Consider the following 20,049-nt stretch of genomic DNA (forward strand, 5'->3'; position numbering starts at 1 on the left):
ATGAAGGAGGGGCGCCGCTGGTTGCGTATCCTGGGCCTGTTTGCCATGACCATAGTCGTGGTCATGGCGCTGGCCTTTTTCATGATGCGGTTCCTGGTTGCCCGGCAAGAGATACCGGCCTTTGAAAAGGTCAGGGATGGCTATCGTTCATCTTATGTTTCCTTGCTAGATCGTCAGGGCCACCTGCTACAGCAGCAACGGCAGGATTTTCAGGCGCGTCGAGGTGAGTGGACCAGTATTGCGGATATCTCGCCTGCCATGCTGGATGCCCTGCTGGTTTCCGAGGACAAGCGGTTTTATGCCCATCATGGCGTGGATGCCCTGGCTCTGCTGGGTGCTGCTTATAAACGGCTGATTGAGGGCCATAGCGGTGGCGCTTCTACTTTAACCATGCAGCTGGCGGGTCTTCTGGATGAGCGTCTTTTCCGGCAAAAACGAACCCGTAGCTATCGGCAGAAAGTCAGGCAGATAATTATGGCCCAGGCGCTGGAACAACACTGGAGCAAGTATCAGATACTTGAAGCTTATCTTAACCTGGTGCCGTTTCGGGGCGAGTTGACAGGCATTTCCAGTGCATCCCGTGCGTTGTTGCAAAAATATCCTGCCGGTATCAATCATCGTGAAGCCGCCATGCTGGCCGCTCTTTTGCGGGCTCCTAATGCATCGGTGCAAACCGTTACCTTGCGGGCCTGTGGTATTTTGCGCCGGCAGGCGTTTGACCAGGATTGTGCTTATCTGGAACGTTTTGTGGCGCATTACCTGGCCAATCAACAGCAGTCTTTGCTGAATGACCCGTCACTGGCACCGCATTATGCCAGTCATTTGCTTGAACGGTACAAACAAAGCGGGCAGGAAATTCCGGCGGACATTACCAGTACACTAAACCGTGATTTGCAGCGTTATGCATTGCAAAGCATCAGGCGTAATCTCAAGCCTTTGCAAAAGCATAATGCCAATGATGCCGCCGTCATCGTGCTTGATAACCGCAGTGGCCAGATCCTTGCCTACATTGGTTCGTCCGCTGACCTGGCTAGTGCGGTTCATGTGGATCATGTGCGAGCCTTGCGCCAGGCAGGTTCAACCCTGAAGCCTTTTCTGTATGCACAGGCCATAGACCAGCGACGCCTGACCGGTGCTTCCCTGCTTGATGACAGTCCGGTTAATCTGGATACTGGCTCGGGCCTGTACGTTCCGCAAAATTATGACCGCCAGTATTCCGGTTGGGCCAGTGTCAGGGTGGCGCTGGCTTCCTCCTTGAATATTCCGGCTGTTCGCGCCCTGACCATGGTTACGCCAGATGCCTTCCAGCATTTGTTAAGCGGCCTGGGGCTGCCGCTGGAACAGTCGGGTGATTACTACGGATACAGCCTGGCTTTGGGTAGTGCCGAGGTTTCCCTGCTTAGCCTGACCAATGCTTATCGGGCCCTGGCGAATGGGGGCGTGTATACCGAGGTTAACTGGGCCTTGCCTGGGACAGAAAATACATCGCTTACTTCCGGCAAACCGCTGGTGACTGCTCCAACGGCCTGGATTATTGGTGATATGTTGTCAGATCGTCAGGCACGAGCCCGCACTTTTGGGCTGGATAGCGCTTTAAGTACTCCTTTCTGGAGTGCAGTTAAAACGGGTACCAGTAAAGACATGCGTGATAACTGGACGATCGGCTGGTCGCAGGATTATACCGTTGGGGTTTGGGTAGGCAATAGTAGCGGCGCCAGCATGTATGATATTACCGGTGTTTCTGGTGCCGGACCCATTTGGCATGATGTGATCGGGTACTTGCACCAAAACCGGCCCAGCCTGGCGCCCAGGATGCCAGCAGGGGTCGTGGCCAAACAGGTGGTTTTTGATCAGGATCTGGAGCCGACACGCACCGAATATTTTTTGCCTGGAACCGAGCTTTCGCAGGTTTCCCTGGCGACCTCATTGCAGTCAGGGCAAGTCCAGCCCCTCTTGATCAGTCATCCGGCCGATGCCACCATCATTGCGCTGGATCCTGATATTCCGGTTGACAACCAGCGTCTTATGTTGCGAGCGGGAAATCCGGCCGGAAGGGTAACGCAAACTGTGAACTGGTATATGAATGGACAGTTTTTGGGTAATGTCAATCCCTATGCCTGGTTGCCGATGCCGGGCCGGCACCGGCTGGAAATCAGGGATGAACAGAACCGGGTGATTGATGCTGTTGTCATACAGGTTCGTGGTGCCCGTCTTGCAAAATAAGATCTGCAGTCAAACTTGATTATTTTAAATACATAGTTTATTTTTTATTTTAAGACGGTATTGGTTTTTTGGTTTAACAGTGCGGCATACCCCTGTTTTGTGTCGGGCCAGCGCAAGTGAAAGCCGCTACCCAACAGCAGGGCGTTACTGAGTTTTTTATTGCCAATGCCTGCCGGTGGTGCACCTTCTGGCGGGCAGGGAACTTGCATGGAATTTGCCAGAAAGTCATAGAGTTCATCGATTGGCAGAGGCGTGTTGTCATTAACCACGTAGCAGGGAGCCGGTTTTTCCAGACCCAGGCAATGCACAATCGCGGCGGCGGCGTCTTCAATATGAATGCGGTTGGCGAAATGTTTGTCATGGCGGGGAGCCCGGGTTTGGCCGGCTCGAATCCGATCAAGGAGTTGTGGCTTTTCAGGGCCGTAAAGTCCAGACAACCTTAAGGCGATGGTTTCATGGTCAAGCGCATGCAAGCGTTGTTCGGCTTCCAGCAAAACCCGGCCATTTGCACCTAGCGGCAACAAGGAGGTGTCTTCATTCACCCAGTTTCCATGATGCTCTCCATAAACCGCACTGGAAGAAATAAAAACAATTCGCCGAAGCTGTTTTTTGTCCAGCGCATCGAGCAGATTTTGCAGCCCTTGTATGAAAATGTCACGATACGCGGCCTCTGTTCTGTGCGCCGGCGTAGGGCAATAGATAATATCGCTGATGTTTTCAGGCAATTGTTCTTTTAATCCTTCGTGGCATAGGTCGGCCTGAATCCATTTTATTGCCGGTCTGGTGATTTCGCCTGAGATTGGCGGGCTGGGCGGATTTCTTCTTAAGCCATAAACCGTATGGCCTTGTTGTAGCAGCAGTTGCGCAGCTCTCAGGCCAAGATCACCGCATCCGGCAATCAAGATGTGTCTGGTGGGGATCGGGCTTGCTATTTGATTGCTTGACATATTCTAGAGGGCAGTTGGGTAGGATTGGCGGTTGTGTAAGGTAAATGCACGCTTTTGATGCAGTCAAAGGCTGAATACGGAACCGGTGCCGGTTTTGTTGCGGCAAGTGCCAGTTTTGTCCATTTTAAGTAATCTGGGGCATAATTACCGGGTTGATTCCAGAAAATTTGTGAGAAATATGCATTTAGCTTCTGATTTTTCCCGCCTGAAAGTGGCTGTAGCCCAATTCCCCGCCGTCAATGATATCGAGGCGAATAAAAAATATATCCAGGATTTGACTGGGCAGGCCGTTTCCCAAGGGGCCGAATTACTGGTTTTTCCCGAGGCGGCCATGTGTTCGTTTGGTTCTGATTTGCCAACCTTAAGGGAAATTGCCCAACAGCATTCTCCCGGATTTATTGCCTTCATGCAGGATCTGGCGCACAGTTACAAGATGCATATCATCGTGGGAGTCCTTAGCTTAAGCGATGACCCTGCGGAAGCACGGGTAACGAATCAGCTGCTGGTGATCAATCCTGAGGGGGAGGTCATTGTTCGCTATACCAAATTACATGTTTATGATGCTTTTAATTTCAAGGAATCAGATAAGGTAAAGCCGGGGGATATTAAAGCGGATGGTTCCGAACTTGGTTTATTCAAGGTTAAAGATTTTACGATTGGCCTGGTCAATTGTTATGACTTGCGTTTTCCAGAGCTTTCCCGTGCCCTGGCGGTCAAGGGGGCTGATGTTATTTCAGTTAGCGCAGCCTGGATTGCCGGGCCTTACAAAGAAAATCATTGGGAAATCCTGCTAAGGGCACGGGCGATTGAAAATACCTGTTACGTGCTGGCTTCCGGGCAGACGGCTACCCGTTGTACCGGCAATAGCATGATTATCGATCCGATGGGTAGTGTGATTTCCGGTTGTGCTGACCAGCCCGGGCTGGCGGTGAACGTGTTGGAAAAAGGCCGGATACAGCAGGTAAGAAGCATCTTGCCTTGTCTTGAAAACCGGCGTCTTTAATTTTGAAGTGTTTTTAAGATTAAATGAAAAGGGCCCGTGCAAGACGGGCCCTTTTCAGGCAGCGGCCTTTGTGGGCCCGCCTGCCTTGGTTAAATTAACCTTCCTGTTTGTTTTTCAGGCGATCGGGTTCGTATTCACCCCACAGCACATTCAGAATGGCCAGGGCGATGGCAAACCCAATACCTAAGGTCCAGGCAAAATACCACATAGCAAACTCCTGTAAAAATATCAATTTGATTAGTAAACGGAATGTTTGTTTTCACGAATATAAGCCGTTGTTACTTTTCCTCTCATGATGCTGTAGGCCCAACGGGTATACAAAATAATGATGGGCATGAAGATGACAACTGCAATCAGCATGACAATCAGGGTGAAATGGCTGGATGAGCTGTCCCATACGGTCAGGCTGGATGCCAGGTGGCTTGATGAAGGCATCATGAACGGGAACATGGATATACCGGCGGTACCGATAATGCCGGTAATGCCAAGCGCGGAAACAAAGAACGCGGCAAAGGTTTTACCTTTTTTGGCCAGTAACAGGGCACCCAGGATACCGACATAACCCAATATGGGAATCAGAATGGTGAGTGGCCAGCGCTGGTAGTTGGCCAGCCATGCACCGGTTTCACGCACTACTTCCTTGGTTAAGGGGTCGGGGCTGGCAGCCATGTTGATGGCTGAAGTAATACGGTAGCCATCTATGCCGAAAGCCACCCAAATACCGGCCAGGGTAAAGCAGACTACGGTAACCAGGCCACTAATGATCATCCAGGACTTTGCCCGGGTGTAGATGGGGTCTTCGGTGCGGTGCATCAGGTAAACAGAACCGTGGAAAGTGATCATGCCGCTGGCAACGACCCCGCAAAGCAGGGCGAAGGGGTTAAGCAAGGCCCAGAAACTACCTGTGTATGTGGGGTTAAGGATGCTGTCATATTGGAAAGGCACGCCTTGCAGCAGGTTGCCAAAGGCCACGCCAAAAATGACCGGTGGAATGAAGCTGCCTACAAATAGACCCCAGTCCCAGGTTTTACGCCAGGTGGTGTTGGTAAGTTTGCTGCGATAGTCAAAGCCGACCGGACGGAAGAACATTGACCACAAGACAGCCATCATGGCCCAGTAGAACCCAGAGAAGGCAGTCGCGTAAATCATGGGCCAGGCGGCAAAAATGGCGCCGCCTGCCGTAATGAACCAAACCTGGTTCCCGTCCCAGTGAGGGGCTACGGTGTTGATGACGGCACGGCGTTCATCATCGGTTTTTCCGACAAAAGGAAGTAGTGTGCCTACGCCCATATCATGGCCGTCCATGACGGCAAACCCGACAAGGAGGACGCCAATCAGCAGCCACCAGATGAACTTCAATATTTCATAATCAATGAGGTTTTCCATAATGTGGCTCCTTAGTGGTTGGACTCATGGGCATAACGACCGGTACCCAGGCTGCCGGGACCCTGCCTGGAGAAACGGATCATGAGATATATTTCAACAATCAGCAGAATGGTGTAGAACGCGATGAATCCTGCCAGTGAGCCATAGAGGGAACTGGTGCTGAGCGTGGAAACGGACAGGTGAGTTGGTAGAACGCCGTAGACTGTCCAAGGCTGGCGTCCGAATTCGGCCACGAACCAGCCTACCTCGCCTGCGATCCAGGGTAATGGCAGGGAGTACAGGGCTAGTTTGAGCAACCATTTTTTCTCCGCAAAGTTACCTTTGACTGAAGCCCAAAAAGTGGCGATAAAGATGAACATCATGAAGAAGCCAAGACCCACCATGGCACGGAATGACCAGAACAGGGGTTTGACAGCAGGAATGGTATCTCTGGCAGCCTGGGCAATCATTTCAGGCGTGGCCTGGGCGACATCGGCTGTGTAGCGTTTAAGCAGCAGGCCAAAACCAAGGTCTTGTTTGTGTTGCATGAAAGTATCCATGGCTTCCTGGTCATCGCGGTTCGCCCGCAGTTTGTCCAAGGCCACTACGGCTTGCTGGCCAGACTCGATACGGCCGTGGTTTTCCTTGATGATATCGTGAATGCCAGGCATGACTTCAGTGGTGGAGCGGGTGCCAATCAGGCCCATTACCCATGGGATTTGAATTGCCCAGTCATTTTTCATTTCTGCATCATTAACGGATGCAATCAAGGTAAAGGGGGCGGGAGCCGGTTCGGTTTCCCACATGCCTTCAATTGCGGCCATTTTGGTTTTTTGAGCCTTGCCAATCGAGTAGCCTGACTCGTCACCCAGGACGATAACGGAAAGGATAGAGGCGAGACCAAAAGCGGCGGCAATGCGAAAACTGCGTTTGGCAAATTCGACATCCTGTTTTTTCAGCAGATACCAGCTGGAAATTGAAAGCACGAACATGGATGCCGTTACATAACCGGCAGAAACCGTATGCACGAATTTGTTTTGGGCTTCGGCGTTGAAAACAATCGTCCAGAAATTGTCCATTTCCATCCGCATGCTTTCAAAGTTGAATTCGGCCCCGATAGGGTTTTGCATCCAGCCATTGGCAACCAGGATCCAAAGGGCGGACAGGTTGGTGCCGACGGCCATTAAAATGGTGACCACCAGATGCTGTTTGCGTGACATGCGCTCCCAGCCAAAAAAGAACAGGCCGACAAAGGTTGACTCTAAAAAGAAAGCCATGAGGCCTTCAATAGCCAGTGGGGCGCCGAAAATATCTCCCATGTAGTGGGAGTAGTAAGCCCAGTTGGTGCCGAATTGAAATTCTAGCGTGAGGCCTGTGGTTACACCAAGGGCGAAGTTGATGCCAAAGAGTTTGCCCCAGAAGCGGGTCATGTCCTTGTAAATAACCTTTCCGGTCATGACATAGGCGGATTCCATAATGACAAGAATCCATACCAGGCCAAGTGTTAGTGGCACGAACAGGAAGTGGTACATGGCTGTCAAGCCAAATTGCAGCCGTGATATGTTGACTAATTCATCCATTCGGATTTACTCCTTGAAGCTAGTGCTGGAATGAAGCGGGGGGATGGGTGTCACAGGAGTGACACGCACCTTAAATAAATGCAATGAGAAATTTCCGGATCAGGAAAAGAGAGGAGGCGCCTGGCTACGGTTGGGCCGCCAGCGGATGGTACGAAACAGCAGTTGCCATTCGTAGCTGACAAAGGTAATGATTTGACGGGCGATGAACCCGAGGAGCAGGATACAGGCCAGCGTGACAATGGCCGCTTGCAATTCTGAGAGAAGACAGAACAGGCAGTGGATGTTTGTGGTGTGTGCGGAAGAATCCTGGTCTGGGGAGGTATTGTTGATGATCAGGGTTTTGCCGTTCCCGGACGAGTCGCAGATTTCGATGGTGAACGGGGAAAGGGAGTCATTGTGCAGGAGTGATGAAACAGAAGGGGAAACCGCTACCAAGGTCATCACGATGAGGACGACCCATGAGGCAAAATAGAGAGTGCGGTTTTTGTTGCGGTTCACAATGATGTTGACTAATAAAGCATGTTAAACAAATTGTAAACGCAACGAAAAAAAATGACTTTGCTAAATCTCAAAAGTTTCTTGATTTAGATTAATTTTTTTTGCAGCCAGTGTTTTTCTTGAATGATGCCATTGTCTGATGGGGTTTTCATTAGGCGAGCAACCAGGGTATGGGGTAGAAAATATCAGGCATGGCAGGAAGTTTAAATTCGGGGACTCAAAATTTGCAGGTCGGGGGTAAACTTGGGTAAAAATTCACAAACCCACGTAAAATATGGGCAATTCGGAAATTTGACATAGATCCATTAGGAGAATCTCACATGGCATTAGTTTCAATGCGTCAGTTGCTCGACCATGCAGCCGAAAACGGCTATGGCATCCCTGCATTCAACGTTAATAATCTTGAACAGGTCCAGGCCATCATGGAAGCGGCCAAAGAAACCAATAGTCCCGTTATCATGCAAGCCTCTGCCGGTGCCCGTAAATATGCAGGTGAAGGTTTTCTGAAATACCTTATCCAGGCAGCAGTTGAAAGCTACCCTGAAATTCCTGTGGTCATGCACCAGGATCACGGCCAGTCTCCTGAAATTTGCCAGGGTGCCATCAATCTGGGTTTTTCCAGTGTCATGATGGACGGTTCCCTGATGTCAGACGGCAAAACCATTGCCGATTATGAATATAACGTGGATGTCACCAAAAAAGTGGTGGACATGGCCCATAAGCTGGGTGTTACCGTTGAAGGCGAACTGGGTTGCCTGGGTTCTCTTGAAACCATGGAAGGCGACAAGGAAGACGGGCACGGTGCTGATGGCAAACTAACCATCGACCAGTTGCTGACCGACCCTGAGCAGGCTGCTGATTTTGTACGCCGCACCCAGCTTGATGCCCTGGCAATTGCCATTGGAACCAGTCACGGCGCGTATAAATTCACCCGCAAGCCTACCGGAGACATCCTGTCGATCCAGCGCATCAAGGAAATCCATGCCCGCCTGCCCAATACCCATTTGGTGATGCATGGCAGCTCCAGCGTGCCCCAAGAGTTGCTGGCTGAAATCCGCGAATTCGGTGGCGACATGAAAGAAACTTATGGCGTTCCTGTGGAAGAAATCCAGGAAGCCATTAAATATGGCGTTCGCAAAATTAATATCGATACCGATATCCGTCTTGCCATGACGGGTGCCATTCGTCGTTTCCTGGCCGAAAATCCTTCTAAATTCGACCCGCGCGAATACAACAAGCCTGCCCGTGAAGCAGCGAAACAAGTGTGTATTGCGCGTTATGAAGCGTTTGGTACGTCAGGTAATGCCAGCAAAATCAAGCCGGTCAGCCTGTCTGAAATGGCTTCCTTGTATGCTGCCGGTAAACTGGCCCAGCAAGTTAAATAAACCAGTGTTTGCATAAAAGGCAAATGCCGGTATTAAAAATCCCGCCTTGCATTCATTTGGGGCGGGATTATTAATTTAAAGCGTTAAAATACTGGGTTTGATCCGTTATGGTTTTGCACCATAACGCAAAATCCATTCCAACCGAAAACTTAAGGGTTACAAGTGGTTACTGCACTTCATCAATCAACCATCAAATCATTACCATTGCTGGCACGCGGTAAAGTACGTGACATGTATGCCGTGGGTGATGATAAGCTGCTTATCATTGCCAGCGACCGCATTTCCGCGTTTGACGTCATTCTTGATGATCCGATTCCGGGCAAAGGCAAGGTACTTACCGAATTAACCGAGTTCTGGCTGAAAAAACTGGCGCACATCATTCCCAATCACTCTACCGATGTGAAACCCGAAGAAGTGGTGGCCCCCGATGAGATTGATCAGGTCACAGGCCGTGCCGTGGTGGTTAAACGCCTAAAACCTGTGTTGGTTGAAGCGGTTGCCCGCGGTTATCTGATTGGTTCCGGCTGGAAGGATTACCAGGCAACCGGTACGGTTTGCGGCGTGAAGTTGCCCGCAGGCCTGAAACTGGCTAGCAAATTGCCTGAGCCTATGTTTACGCCTGCCGCCAAGGCCGAGTTCGGTTCACACGATGAGAACGTGGATTTTGCCCATGTGGTGAAGGAAGTGGGCCAGGAAATGGCAGAAAAAATTCGGGACATTACCCTGAAACTCTATACGGAAGCCGCCCGTTTTGCCGCGGAAAAAGGCATTATTATTGCCGACACCAAATTCGAGTTCGGCCTGGATGAAAACAACCAGCTGTATTTAATGGATGAAGTGCTGACCCCTGATTCTTCCCGTTTCTGGCCGGCTGACAGCTATCAGGAAGGGATCAGCCCTCCTTCATTCGATAAACAGTTTGTGCGCGACTGGCTTGAAACCCAGCCTTGGGACAAAACAGCACCGGCTCCCCGCCTGCCACAAGACGTACTCGAGAAAACCGCCGCTAAATACCGTGAAGCGGCAGACCGCCTGCTGGCTTAAGAAAAGGAACATCATGAGCGACAATATCAAGCCGGTTGTAGGCGTTATTATGGGTTCTTCCAGTGACTGGGATATCATGCAGAATGCGACCCGGATACTTGAAGAGTTTGGCGTGCCCTACCAGGCACAGGTTATTTCAGCCCATCGCATGCCGCATGATATGGTGGCTTATGGTGCCCGTGCCTACAACGACGGTATCCGTGCCATTATTGCCGGTGCTGGTGGCGCAGCCCATCTTCCAGGCATGATGGCCGCCCTGACCGAAGTGCCGGTGTTTGGCGTGCCGGTGCCATCCCGCTATTTGAAGGGCGAAGATTCGTTGTTGTCGATTGTGCAAATGCCCAAAGGTGTGCCGGTCGCCACGTTTGCCATTGGTGAGGCCGGAGCGGCTAATGCTGCCTTGCATGCCATTGCAACACTGGCCATGACCAATCCTGAACTGCGTGAAAAATTGCTGGCTTTTCGTGAAAAACAAACGGCCGCCGCCCGCGCAATGACCCTGCCACCTACGGCTTAGTTTTTCTGCAATTAAAAGAATTGATCTCTTATGACTAATACTGTAACGACTTCTGCTGTTGTTTATCCCGGCCAGTGGCTTGGCATGTTGGGTGGTGGGCAACTGGGCCGCATGTTCTGTCATGCGGCGCAAAGCATGGGGTATAAAGTGGTAGTGCTTGATCCTGCCCAGGACAGTCCGGCCGGAACCGTTGCCGAAAAACAGGTATACGCAGCCTATGATGATGTAAAAGGGCTGGATGAGTTGGCTGCGCTGACGCGTGTGGTAACTACCGAATTTGAAAATGTACCTGCGGCCAGCCTTAAACAGCTGTCGGTCAATTGCCGGGTCAGTCCCGGTGCGGCGGCAGTGGCCGTGGTGCAAGATCGTATTGCTGAAAAAGCGTTTATCGCTTCTCAGGATATTCCGGTTGCACCTTATGCCGAAGTGCGCTCTGCCGCTGATCTTGAAAATGCCGGACAGCAGCTGTTTCCAGGCATTCTCAAGGCTGCCCGCCTGGGTTATGACGGTAAAGGGCAGGCTCGTGTAACTAATGTTCAGGAGGCCCTTGCTGCTTTTGATTCGTTTGGCAATGTGCCTTGCGTGCTTGAAGCCATGCTGCCCCTGAAAGAAGAAATTTCGGTGGTCATGGCGCGTGGTTTCAATGGTGAGGTCGCGGTTTTCCCAATTGGTCAAAATACCCATGTGAATGGCATTTTGGCCACCACCGTGGTTAACCCCGGACTGATTGCCGAAAACATTCAGGTCCAGGCCAAGCAGGCGGCCATTAAAATCGCCGAAGGCCTGAACTATTTTGGTGTTTTGTGCGTTGAGTTTTTTATTCTTGAAGATAACAGCTTGATTGCCAATGAGGTGGCGCCCCGTCCGCATAATAGTGGCCATTACACCATGAATGCCTGTGCCAGCAGCCAGTTTGAGCAGCAGGTGCGGGTCATGGCCGGCATGCCTCTGGGTTCAACCCAATTGCTGGCCCCCGCCATTATGCTGAACATTTTGGGCGACAGCTGGTTCCACCCCGAAACGGATGCCTTTGCTGAGCCGGCATGGGACAAGGTCTTGGCCTTGCCTGGCGTATCCTTGCACCTGTATGGCAAAAGTGAAGCCCGCAAAGGTCGAAAAATGGGTCATGTCAATATCGTGCATGAAAACTTTGACACGGTGCTGGCCCATGCCCGCCAGGTCAGTGAAATCCTCAATTTAAGCCAGGTATTGTAAATGCACCCAGACCAGGAGCAAGAGGTTTACAGGGCGGCTACCAGGCTGCTGCAAGGCGAGCTGGTTGCCTTTCCCACCGAAACGGTTTATGGCTTGGGTGCAGATGCCGAAAACCCGCAGGCGGTTGACAAAATTTACCAAGCCAAGGGCCGGCCCTCAAACCATCCGGTTATTGTGCACGTGGCACCCGAGGCAGATTTGTCTTACTGGGCCAAGGATATTCCCGAAGAAGCCCATCAACTCATCAATGCCTTCTGGCCTGGCCCTCTAACCCTTATTTTGCAACGCGCTACCCATATTCCTGACGCGGTCAGTGGCGGACAGGACAGCATTGGTATTCGTTGCCCGTCGCATCCTGTTGCCCAGGCCCTGTTGCGGCAATTTGCCGGGCTCAAGCTGTCAGGACAAGGGGGAATTGCCGCTCCTTCGGCCAACAAGTTTGGCCAGGTGTCGCCCACTTTGGCAGAGCACGTTATTAGCGAGTTTCCTGAAGAAGTGGCCAAGGGCATGCCCGTTCTTGAAGGGGGTGCCGCCGAGATTGGCATAGAATCAACCATTGTTGATTTGTCCCGGATCCAGCAGGGCGTTGGGGCGGTTTTGCTACGGCCCGGCCATATCAGTGCCAAGCAGATAGGCGAGGTGCTGGGTTATGCCCCACAATTGCCCGATAGCCATGCACCCCGCGTATCGGGTACGCTTAAGGCGCACTATGCACCACGTACCCCTTTAATGTTATTTACCGCCCAGGAGTTGGCGCAAGGCACACTACAAAACCGGGTGCCTGCCGGACAGAAATGGGCGGTTTTTGTTTTTGATGTCGGCCAGCAGCCGGAAACGGCCGGCATAGACTGGTTTGCGGTTTCCAATGATCCGGTACAGTATGCCCATGAGCTTTATGCTTTTTTGCGCCAGGTAGACCGCTTGGGATATCAGCGAATCTGCATACAGGCCTTGCCTGAAGACCAGGGCTGGGAGGCGGTGAATGACCGTTTGCAAAGGGCTGCTGCGGCTTTCCCTAGGTGACATTTTTACCAAACACGATTATGATTATCCGGTTATGAATAACCGGATAATTTTATGATCCAGTTTACCGGCATTGATGAAATCGTCGCAATCCGGCGAGAGATCCATGCACATCCAGAGCTTTGCTATGAAGAGCATCGTACCGCCGCACTGGTAGAGAAAAAATTAAAAGAGTGGGGCATAGAATGTACAACCGGCGTCGGGAAAACCGGTGTGGTAGGCAGCATCAAGTCAGGAACTTCGAGTAAAACCATAGGCTTGCGGGCAGACATGGACGCCTTGCCCATGCAGGAAGAAAATAATTTTGCCCATCGCTCCCGCCATGATGGAAAAATGCATGGCTGTGGCCATGACGGGCATACAGCCATTTTGCTGGCTGCCGCAAAACATTTAAGCGAAAACCGTAATTTTGATGGTACGGTCCGGTTTATTTTCCAGCCAGCCGAAGAGGGTGGTGCCGGCGCCAAGGCCATGATTGAAGACGGGCTGTTTGAACGTTTTCCCTGTGATGCCGTGTTTGGCTTGCATAACTGGCCTGGCATGCCTGAAGGCAGTTTTGGCTATCGGGCCGGACCTTTGATGGCCTCGAGCAATGTTTTTCGCATCAATATACGGGGCAAGGGCGGGCATGCTGCGGCACCGCAAGACAGTGCCGACCCGGTTCCGGTCATTGCCCAACTGGTGCAGGCGTTGCAAACGGTGGTGTCACGCAATATCCGTCCCATTGATGCCGCTGTATTGTCGATTACCCAAATCCATGCCGGAACGGCAAGCAATGTGATTCCCGACCATGGCTGGATTGGTGGTGCGGTTCGCGCTTTTACTGATGAGGTGGTAGACCTGATCGAGGCGCGCATGAATAAGCTGGCAGCACAAATTGCCGAAGCATTTTCCTGCACCAGCGAAGTTATTTTCGAGCGACGTTATCCTGCCTTGGTCAATAGTGAAGCAGAAACCAAGCTGTGTGCCGAGGTCATGCGCAGCTTGTATGGAGAAGAAAAAAGCGCTGAATATGTGTTTGAGCATGAACCGGTCATGCCATCCGAGGATTTTTCCTTCATGTTGCAGGAAAAGCCTGGCTGTTATGTATTCCTGGGCAATGGCGACGGATCCCACCGCCAGCCGGATCACGGCCTGGGGCCTTGCCTGTTGCATAATCCCAGTTATGACTTTAATGACAACTTGCTGGGCATAGGCGCTTCTTTTTGGGTCAGGCTGACAGAAAAGTATCTGGGTTAATCAACCTTAAGCGCTTAATCTAAAGGACACGAGTTGAATATTATCCTGGCTTCCGAGTCGCATGAATATGCCGATAACTGGTTGAAAATCATCAAGGCAAAATACCCCCATTGGCATGCTTTTGTCTACCAGCCAGGAATGCCACACCCTGGTGTGGCGGTTACCCGGGCAATTGTCTGGAAACCACCCGTTTCATTGTTTACAGACTATCCCGGGCTGAAGCACCTGTTCAATATGGGGGCGGGCGTAGATGCCATTTTGCGGCAACCTGGCTTGCCGGCCGACATTCAGGTTATCCGCCTTGAAGATGCCGGAATGGCCGATAAAATGCTGGAATATGTCATTCATTTCTTGTCAAAAATGACCCGTCCTTTTGATCAATATGCCCGTTTTCAGCAACAGCAGCAATGGAAGCCCCTGCCAGAGCAGGCTTCCAGCCAGATGGCCGTGGGGGTGATGGGTCTGGGGGTTATTGGGCAGAAAATCGCGCAGGCACTGGCCGGGTTGGGATATACGGTGCATGGCTGGTCCCGTAGCGAACGAAAACTGCAGGGTGTATCTACGTATGCCGGTGAAACAGGATTGTCCGCTTTTTTAAAAAATACGCGTATCCTCATTAATGTATTGCCACTGACACAGCAAACCCGGGGCATTCTTAACCGGCAAACCTTGGGCCAATTGCAGGCACCAGCGGGCCTGATCAATATTGGCCGTGGCGAACACCTGCATGAAGAAGACCTGCTTGAACTGATGAAATCGGGCCATATTGGCAAGGCGGTACTTGATGTTTTCAGTACGGAACCTTTGCCTCATGGACATCCCTTCTGGCTGCATCCCGACATTATTGTGACACCGCATATTTCCGGTCCTACCAATGATGAGCTTGCCCTGGCCCAGATCAGCCTGAAAATTGCCGATCTTGATCATGGTCGGGAAATGGGTGGCGTTGTGTCAAGGGAAGCGGGTTATTAAGGCTTGCGCATTTGCCATCAACACGGCAATGCACAATTGCGATTGCCGTTGGTGAGGTTATCAGGTTAGCGCAAAATAGGCGGCAAAAATAATCAGCAAAATAATAATAAACCGGAGTACCGAGATCGTATTTTTAGGCCCAGTTGTATAGGGGATTTGTTCGGGGATGTCAGCAACAGGATCTGGGCTGGCAGTTGTTTCTGTTGCCGCTTCATGTGGACTGGCCGACGCGGGTTCTGGCTCTGGTGATTCGCCTGATGGACGGGTTAATGATTCCAGTAATTTTTTCTGATTGGCCCTGATGAGTGCTTCCAGGTCTGGCAAGGGCCAGAGGTTCTCTGCGCGACCGGTTAACACCATGAAAGGGTCAACGTTGGGGGCTTGAAGTTCTTCGAGAATACCTTTGATTTCAAATTTCAAATCGCTGTCAGCGGCCAGCTTATCGAGTGGCATGCCTTCTTTGAGTTTTTGCCAGTCGCGGGCACGATTTCGCAGCATGAAACGCCAGTCTTCTCCAGAGGCTTGTTCAATTTCTGACAATTGGGTGGTTCGGAGGATGATAAAGGCCCCGGTCATTTTTTCTTGCAGGAAAACATCAAATTTTTTCAGGATCGGGTGCCATTGTTCCGGCAAGATGTTTGCAAGGGCTTCCAGTCGATGGGTCCAGTGCCTGAGCGCTTCATTGGTAGGGGCGCTTAGATAGGGATAGGTTTTTTCCGGATCATCACCGATGCGGGCTGTCTGGATATGGGTATCGTCAAACAGGGCCCACCAGAACAGTGCGGGCCAATGACGGGCCTGAAGCTCAAGAACCATATCTTGCTTGAAAACATTATGCAATGCAATATTATCGCCATCAGGAATGGACTCATGGCTTAACAGATTGGCAAGATAAACAACGTCCTGCATGTTGGGTTCCTTATGCTTTTTTAAAGTTCGGTGTATTTTTTGGCATTGCCCCGTGCTTTGTCCAGCGGGTATTTAATGTCATTAAGTGCCAGCTTTTCTGCCGCAGCCTCTAGGATATCAATATCAAGCACCCGGCTAATTGTTAATAAATACAGGAAAACATCGGCTATTTCGTGCTTTACCGCCTGCAGTTTCTGGGGGTCAAGCCGCAAGGACTCTTCTTCTGTCATCCATTGAAAAATTTCCAGCAATTCAGCGGCTTCAACCGTAAGGGCCATGGCAATGTTTTTGGGAGAGTGATATTTGTCCCATTCTCTTTCATGGGCAAATTGCCTGAGCTTTTGCTTGATATGATCAAGATCAGCAGCCATTTTCTTCCTTAAATATGAACAATTATAAATGCATAAAAGCAGCCGGCTATTTTCCGGCTGCTTTGGGTGGATGGTGAAGTAAAGATTTATGGCTTGATGGCGATCTTCAGCACGCCGTCACGCTGGTTGGCAAAAAGGTCATAGGCCTCGACAATGTCGTCGAGTTTGTATTCATGGGTTACTAGCGCTTCAAGGTTGACCCGGCCGGATTCGACGATCTTGAGCAGGCGACGCATTCTTTCCTTGCCGCCGGGGCATAGTGCGGTAACGATTTTGTGATCGCCAAGGCCCGCGGCAAATGCACTGACCGGAATGGTCAGGTCTTGAGAGTAAACGCCCAGGCTGGACAGCGTGCCGCCCGGTTTCAGGACGCGAAGTGCCTGTTCAAAGGTGGCTTGGGTACCCAGTGCTTCAATGCTGACATCCACTCCACGACCGGCGGTCAGTTTCATGATTTCGTCAACCACATCGACTTTTTTGAAGTTAAGGGTAACATCGGCACCCATTTGGCGGGAAATTTCCAGGCGTTCGTCGACACCGTCTACGGCGATAATGGTGGCAGCTCCACGCAGTTTTGCGCCAGCGGTGGCACACAGGCCAATAGGGCCCTGGGCGAAGATGACAACCGTGTCACCAATTTTGATGTCGCCATTTTCAGCACCCTTGAAGCCGGTTGACATGATGTCGGGGCACATGAGTACCTGTTCATCGGTCAGGGCATCGGGTACCGGCGCCAGGTTGGCCTGCGCATCGGGGACCAGTACATATTCGGCCTGGGTGCCATCGATAATGTTACCAAAACGCCAGCCACCGGTTGCCTTGTAGCCGTGGCAGGCGCAAGTGCCACTGGCGGTCAGATAGCCGCCATCTTGTGAAGGGAATCCGTCCTGGCACGCATACGAGGTGAAGCTGGGACAAATGGCGCCGGCAATGACCCGTTGTCCTTCTTGGTAGCCGGTTACGTTACTGCCCAGTTTTTCAATGATGCCCACTGGTTCGTGGCCAACGGTCAGTCCGGGTGCAACCGGATATTCACCTTTCAGGATATGAACGTCTGTGCCGCAGATGGTGGTGGTGGTAATGCGCAGGAGTGCGTCGTTGGGGCCAACATCGGGGATGGCTTTTTCCTGGATTTCGATTCGGCCAGGCGCAACAAAAACAGCAGCTTTCATGGTAGACATGGTAGTCCTCCTAGGTGAGATGGCTTAAAGGGGAGTACAAGATACTTCACTCCACTGTGTATGACTATACAACTATACAATCCAAAAATGACAGGATATCTAAGCAATTTTAAGGTTTTGTTGTTCGAGGACTAGTCAATTAAGGTCAACAGAAAGGGCTGGCAAGTTAGAATACGATGTTATCAATTAAAGTAGATGCTGACGTGGTTTATTCAGTCAAGGAAATATTCAAGACATTGCAGGGAGAGGGCGCGCAGGCCGGGCGTACGGCCGTATTTTGTCGCTTCTCAGGTTGCAATTTGTGGTCGGGCCGTGAACAGGATCGTGCCGGTGCACAATGCACTTTCTGTGATACCGATTTTGTCGGTACCGATGGCACTGATGGGGGCAAGTACGCCTCGGCCCACGCGCTGGCAGCAAAGCTGGCCATGATTTGGGGGGCGGGAACTGAAAACCGTTTTGTGGTTTTTACCGGGGGAGAACCCCTGTTGCAACTGGATGACGACCTGATTCGGGCGGTGCATGAACAGGGATTTGAGATTGCGGTGGAAACCAATGGCACCTTGCCTGCCCCTGACGGCATTGACTGGATTTGTGTCAGCCCCAAGGCTGGTACAACACTGGTCCAGACCCGTGGCAATGAGCTGAAGCTGGTATATCCGCAACCAGGTATAGACCCTGCGCAATTCGAGCATCTGGATTTCCAGCAATTCTGGCTCCAGCCCATGGATAACCTGGTGCAGCGTGAGAATACCGCACAGGCCATTGCCTGGTGCCTTGAGCATCCACGCTGGCGTCTAAGTACACAAACCCATAAAATTATAGGAATACGATAGTGGCAAGCAATGCACTGGTACTTTTTTCCGGAGGCCAGGACTCAACGGCTTGTCTGGCCTGGGCATTAAGCCGTTTTGACCGGGTAGAGACCGTTGGATTCGATTATGGCCAGCGTCATCATGTGGAACTGGCATGCCGGCAAAACGTGATCGCTGAAATTCGTCGGCAGTTTCCCGATTGGAATGCCAGGCTGGGACAAGATCATCTGCTGGATCTGGGCTTGCTGGGGCAAATTTCAGATTGTGCCCTTACCAGCGAAACCGAAATCCGTTTTGCCGAAAGCGGCTTGCCCAATACGTTTGTGCCTGGCCGCAATCTTATTTTCCTTACTTTTGCTGCCACGCTGGCTTATCGCCGCAACCTTGGGGTTTTAGTAACCGGTGTGTGTGAAACCGATTACTCCGGTTATCCCGACTGCCGTAGCAACACCATGCAGGCTATGCAACTGGCGCTTAACCTGGGTATGGAACAGCAATTCAGGATAGAAACACCGCTGATGTGGCTGGACAAGGCACAAACCTGGCAGCTGGCTGCCGATTTGGGCGGAGAAGCGCTGCTGGACATTACCCGCGAGCACAGCCATACCTGTTATTTGGGCGAGCGCAATCGGCGTTTTGATTGGGGTTATGGCTGCCGTACTTGCCCCGCCTGTGAGCTGAGGGCAAAAGGATACGAAACATTTATGAAAGCATATCAGGGGGAGGTTGGTCGATGATACGCATTACACGAAAAATGGAGTTTGATGCGGGTCATCGCATTCCAGACCATCGCAGCCAGTGCCGTAATTTGCACGGGCACCGTTATGTCCTGGAAATTACCCTTGAAGGCGAAGTGCGTGATACGCCCGGACAGTCAGACAACGGGATGGTGCTTGATTTTTCCGATATCAAGACGATTGCCCATGAGCGGGTGGTGGGGCCGTGGGATCATGCTTTCCTGGTTTGTCAAAGCGATACTGCAGTACTGGCGTTTCTTAAGTCAATGCCTGATCATAAAACGGTTGTGACCAGCAAAGTGCCAACGGCGGAAAACCTTGCGCAACTGGCTTTTGATTTGCTGGCTCCTGCATTTGAACAGCGCTATGGCAAAGACCTGGTCTTGCATCGGGTGAGGCTGTATGAGACGCCCAACTGCTGGGCCGATGCTACCAGGAAGACGGTCTCCTGTTAATTGGTTTTTTTATGGCATGCCCTGTGGCATGCATGGCTCGGGCGGGTTGTCCTTGATGTGCTAAGATGCCCGGTTTTTAATGGTTTTGAAGAAAAAATATTTATGAAAATCAGGTCTTTTATACTGGAAGACGGCGAAGCCGTTATCCGTTTATGGAATGAGTGCGGTTTGGTCAGGCCATGGAATGATCCCCGGAAAGATATCGAACGCAAACTGACGACCCAGCCAGAATTGTTTTTGGTTAGCGAGAAAAATGGGGTGGTGGTAGGTTCGGCCATGATCGGTTACGAGGGGCACCGGGGATGGGTTTATTACCTCGCGGTTGATCCGGCATGTCAGGGGCAAGGTATTGGCCAAGCCTTAATGCAAGAGGCCGAAAACCGGCTAATTGAAAGGGGTTGCCCCAAGATTCAGTTATTGGTGCGCAGCAATAATAGTAAGGTGCTGGCTTTTTACGAAAAGCTGGGATATGAGGTTGGTGATGTGCTTATGTTGGGCAAGCGGCTGATTCCTGACGAATAAGAGGGTTAATTTGAAGGATGCTTATATAAGCAGCGAATAAGCGTGTAT

General features: G+C 51.3%; 21 protein-coding genes. 13 read left to right on the plus strand and 8 right to left on the minus strand.

Going from position 1 to position 20,049, the window contains the following annotated elements:
• Positions 1-2,223: a penicillin-binding protein 1C gene (gene pbpC / locus ACM5Q9_RS09325; protein WP_418144455.1), complete on the plus strand. Its 2,223-nt coding sequence runs from the start codon at positions 1-3 to the stop codon at positions 2,221-2,223.
• A 44-nt stretch (positions 2,224-2,267) separates the two neighbouring features.
• On the opposite strand, the gene ACM5Q9_RS09330 is transcribed toward pbpC, so the two are convergent.
• Positions 2,268-3,170, minus strand: coding sequence for an NAD-dependent epimerase/dehydratase family protein (locus tag ACM5Q9_RS09330; RefSeq protein ID WP_418144456.1), 903 nt, complete (start codon positions 3,168-3,170; stop codon positions 2,268-2,270).
• A 178-nt stretch (positions 3,171-3,348) separates the two neighbouring features.
• On the opposite strand from ACM5Q9_RS09330, the gene ACM5Q9_RS09335 reads away from it, so the two are divergent.
• On the plus strand, positions 3,349-4,173 hold the full coding sequence (locus ACM5Q9_RS09335) for a carbon-nitrogen hydrolase family protein (protein WP_418144457.1): 825 nt from the start codon (positions 3,349-3,351) through the stop codon (positions 4,171-4,173).
• Positions 4,174-4,267: 94 nt separating this feature from the next.
• Here ACM5Q9_RS09335 and cydX read toward each other — a convergent pair whose 3' ends face one another.
• The 4 genes from cydX to ACM5Q9_RS09355 all read right to left on the minus strand — a co-directional run bounded on the left by cydX (position 4,268) and on the right by ACM5Q9_RS09355 (position 7,616).
• Positions 4,268-4,381, minus strand: a complete 114-nt coding sequence (gene cydX / locus ACM5Q9_RS09340) for a cytochrome bd-I oxidase subunit CydX (protein WP_418144458.1) — start codon at positions 4,379-4,381, stop codon at positions 4,268-4,270.
• Positions 4,382-4,410: 29 nt separating this feature from the next.
• The gene (cydB, locus tag ACM5Q9_RS09345; RefSeq protein ID WP_418144511.1) at positions 4,411-5,547 is read right to left on the minus strand and encodes a cytochrome d ubiquinol oxidase subunit II; all 1,137 of its coding nucleotides are present in this window, start codon (positions 5,545-5,547) and stop codon (positions 4,411-4,413) included.
• Between the two features lie 23 nt (positions 5,548-5,570).
• Entirely contained in the window at positions 5,571-7,118 is a 1,548-nt protein-coding gene (locus ACM5Q9_RS09350) for a cytochrome ubiquinol oxidase subunit I (RefSeq protein WP_418144459.1), read from the minus strand.
• Between the two features lie 99 nt (positions 7,119-7,217).
• Positions 7,218-7,616 carry a DUF2946 domain-containing protein gene (locus ACM5Q9_RS09355; protein ID WP_418144460.1) on the minus strand — a complete coding sequence of 133 codons (399 nt, stop codon included), beginning with the start codon at positions 7,614-7,616 and terminating at the stop codon, positions 7,218-7,220.
• A 320-nt stretch (positions 7,617-7,936) separates the two neighbouring features.
• Here ACM5Q9_RS09355 and fba point away from each other — a divergent pair, with 320 nt between their 5' ends.
• The 7 genes from fba to ACM5Q9_RS09390 all read left to right on the plus strand — a co-directional run bounded on the left by fba (position 7,937) and on the right by ACM5Q9_RS09390 (position 15,011).
• Complete coding sequence (gene fba, locus ACM5Q9_RS09360) at positions 7,937-9,001, plus strand: class II fructose-bisphosphate aldolase (protein ID WP_418144461.1); 1,065 nt, start codon at positions 7,937-7,939, stop codon at positions 8,999-9,001.
• A 162-nt stretch (positions 9,002-9,163) separates the two neighbouring features.
• Positions 9,164-10,045, plus strand: a complete 882-nt coding sequence (locus tag ACM5Q9_RS09365) for a phosphoribosylaminoimidazolesuccinocarboxamide synthase (protein ID WP_418144462.1) — start codon at positions 9,164-9,166, stop codon at positions 10,043-10,045.
• 13 nt (positions 10,046-10,058) lie between these two features.
• Positions 10,059-10,562, plus strand: coding sequence for a 5-(carboxyamino)imidazole ribonucleotide mutase (gene purE, locus ACM5Q9_RS09370; protein ID WP_418144463.1), 504 nt, complete (start codon positions 10,059-10,061; stop codon positions 10,560-10,562).
• Between the two features lie 30 nt (positions 10,563-10,592).
• Entirely contained in the window at positions 10,593-11,777 is a 1,185-nt protein-coding gene (locus ACM5Q9_RS09375; RefSeq protein WP_418144464.1) for a 5-(carboxyamino)imidazole ribonucleotide synthase, read from the plus strand.
• Positions 11,778-12,800 carry an L-threonylcarbamoyladenylate synthase gene (locus tag ACM5Q9_RS09380; RefSeq protein WP_418144465.1) on the plus strand — a complete coding sequence of 341 codons (1,023 nt, stop codon included), beginning with the start codon at positions 11,778-11,780 and terminating at the stop codon, positions 12,798-12,800.
• A 54-nt stretch (positions 12,801-12,854) separates the two neighbouring features.
• Positions 12,855-14,039, plus strand: coding sequence for a M20 aminoacylase family protein (locus tag ACM5Q9_RS09385; protein ID WP_418144466.1), 1,185 nt, complete (start codon positions 12,855-12,857; stop codon positions 14,037-14,039).
• 33 nt (positions 14,040-14,072) lie between these two features.
• Positions 14,073-15,011, plus strand: a complete 939-nt coding sequence (locus ACM5Q9_RS09390) for a 2-hydroxyacid dehydrogenase (protein ID WP_418144467.1) — start codon at positions 14,073-14,075, stop codon at positions 15,009-15,011.
• Between the two features lie 60 nt (positions 15,012-15,071).
• Here ACM5Q9_RS09390 and ACM5Q9_RS09395 read toward each other — a convergent pair whose 3' ends face one another.
• The 3 genes from ACM5Q9_RS09395 to ACM5Q9_RS09405 form a co-directional block, all read right to left on the minus strand.
• On the minus strand, positions 15,072-15,920 hold the full coding sequence (locus tag ACM5Q9_RS09395) for a hypothetical protein (protein WP_418144468.1): 849 nt from the start codon (positions 15,918-15,920) through the stop codon (positions 15,072-15,074).
• 20 nt (positions 15,921-15,940) lie between these two features.
• Positions 15,941-16,291 (minus strand): nucleotide pyrophosphohydrolase, encoded by a 351-nt coding sequence (locus ACM5Q9_RS09400; protein WP_418144469.1) that lies wholly within the window; start codon positions 16,289-16,291, stop codon positions 15,941-15,943.
• 86 nt (positions 16,292-16,377) lie between these two features.
• Entirely contained in the window at positions 16,378-17,472 is a 1,095-nt protein-coding gene (locus ACM5Q9_RS09405; protein WP_418144470.1) for an NAD(P)-dependent alcohol dehydrogenase, read from the minus strand.
• 203 nt (positions 17,473-17,675) lie between these two features.
• On the opposite strand from ACM5Q9_RS09405, the gene queE reads away from it, so the two are divergent.
• The 4 genes from queE (at position 17,676) to ACM5Q9_RS09425 (ending at position 20,001) form a co-directional block, all read left to right on the plus strand.
• Positions 17,676-18,308: a 7-carboxy-7-deazaguanine synthase gene (gene queE / locus ACM5Q9_RS09410; RefSeq protein ID WP_418144512.1), complete on the plus strand. Its 633-nt coding sequence runs from the start codon at positions 17,676-17,678 to the stop codon at positions 18,306-18,308.
• Positions 18,308-19,024: a 7-cyano-7-deazaguanine synthase QueC gene (queC, locus tag ACM5Q9_RS09415; RefSeq protein ID WP_418144471.1), complete on the plus strand. Its 717-nt coding sequence runs from the start codon at positions 18,308-18,310 to the stop codon at positions 19,022-19,024. The genes queE and queC overlap by 1 nt, the downstream gene beginning before the upstream one ends.
• The gene (queD, locus tag ACM5Q9_RS09420; RefSeq protein WP_418144472.1) at positions 19,021-19,479 is read left to right on the plus strand and encodes a 6-carboxytetrahydropterin synthase QueD; all 459 of its coding nucleotides are present in this window, start codon (positions 19,021-19,023) and stop codon (positions 19,477-19,479) included. The genes queC and queD overlap by 4 nt, the downstream gene beginning before the upstream one ends.
• A gap of 102 nt (positions 19,480-19,581) precedes the next feature.
• Positions 19,582-20,001 carry a GNAT family acetyltransferase gene (locus ACM5Q9_RS09425; RefSeq protein ID WP_418144473.1) on the plus strand — a complete coding sequence of 140 codons (420 nt, stop codon included), beginning with the start codon at positions 19,582-19,584 and terminating at the stop codon, positions 19,999-20,001.
• Positions 20,002-20,049 lie beyond the last annotated feature (48 nt).

The organism is Advenella sp. RU8, assembly GCF_048381675.1.
Taxonomy (GTDB): Bacteria; Pseudomonadota; Gammaproteobacteria; order Burkholderiales; family Burkholderiaceae_B; genus Advenella.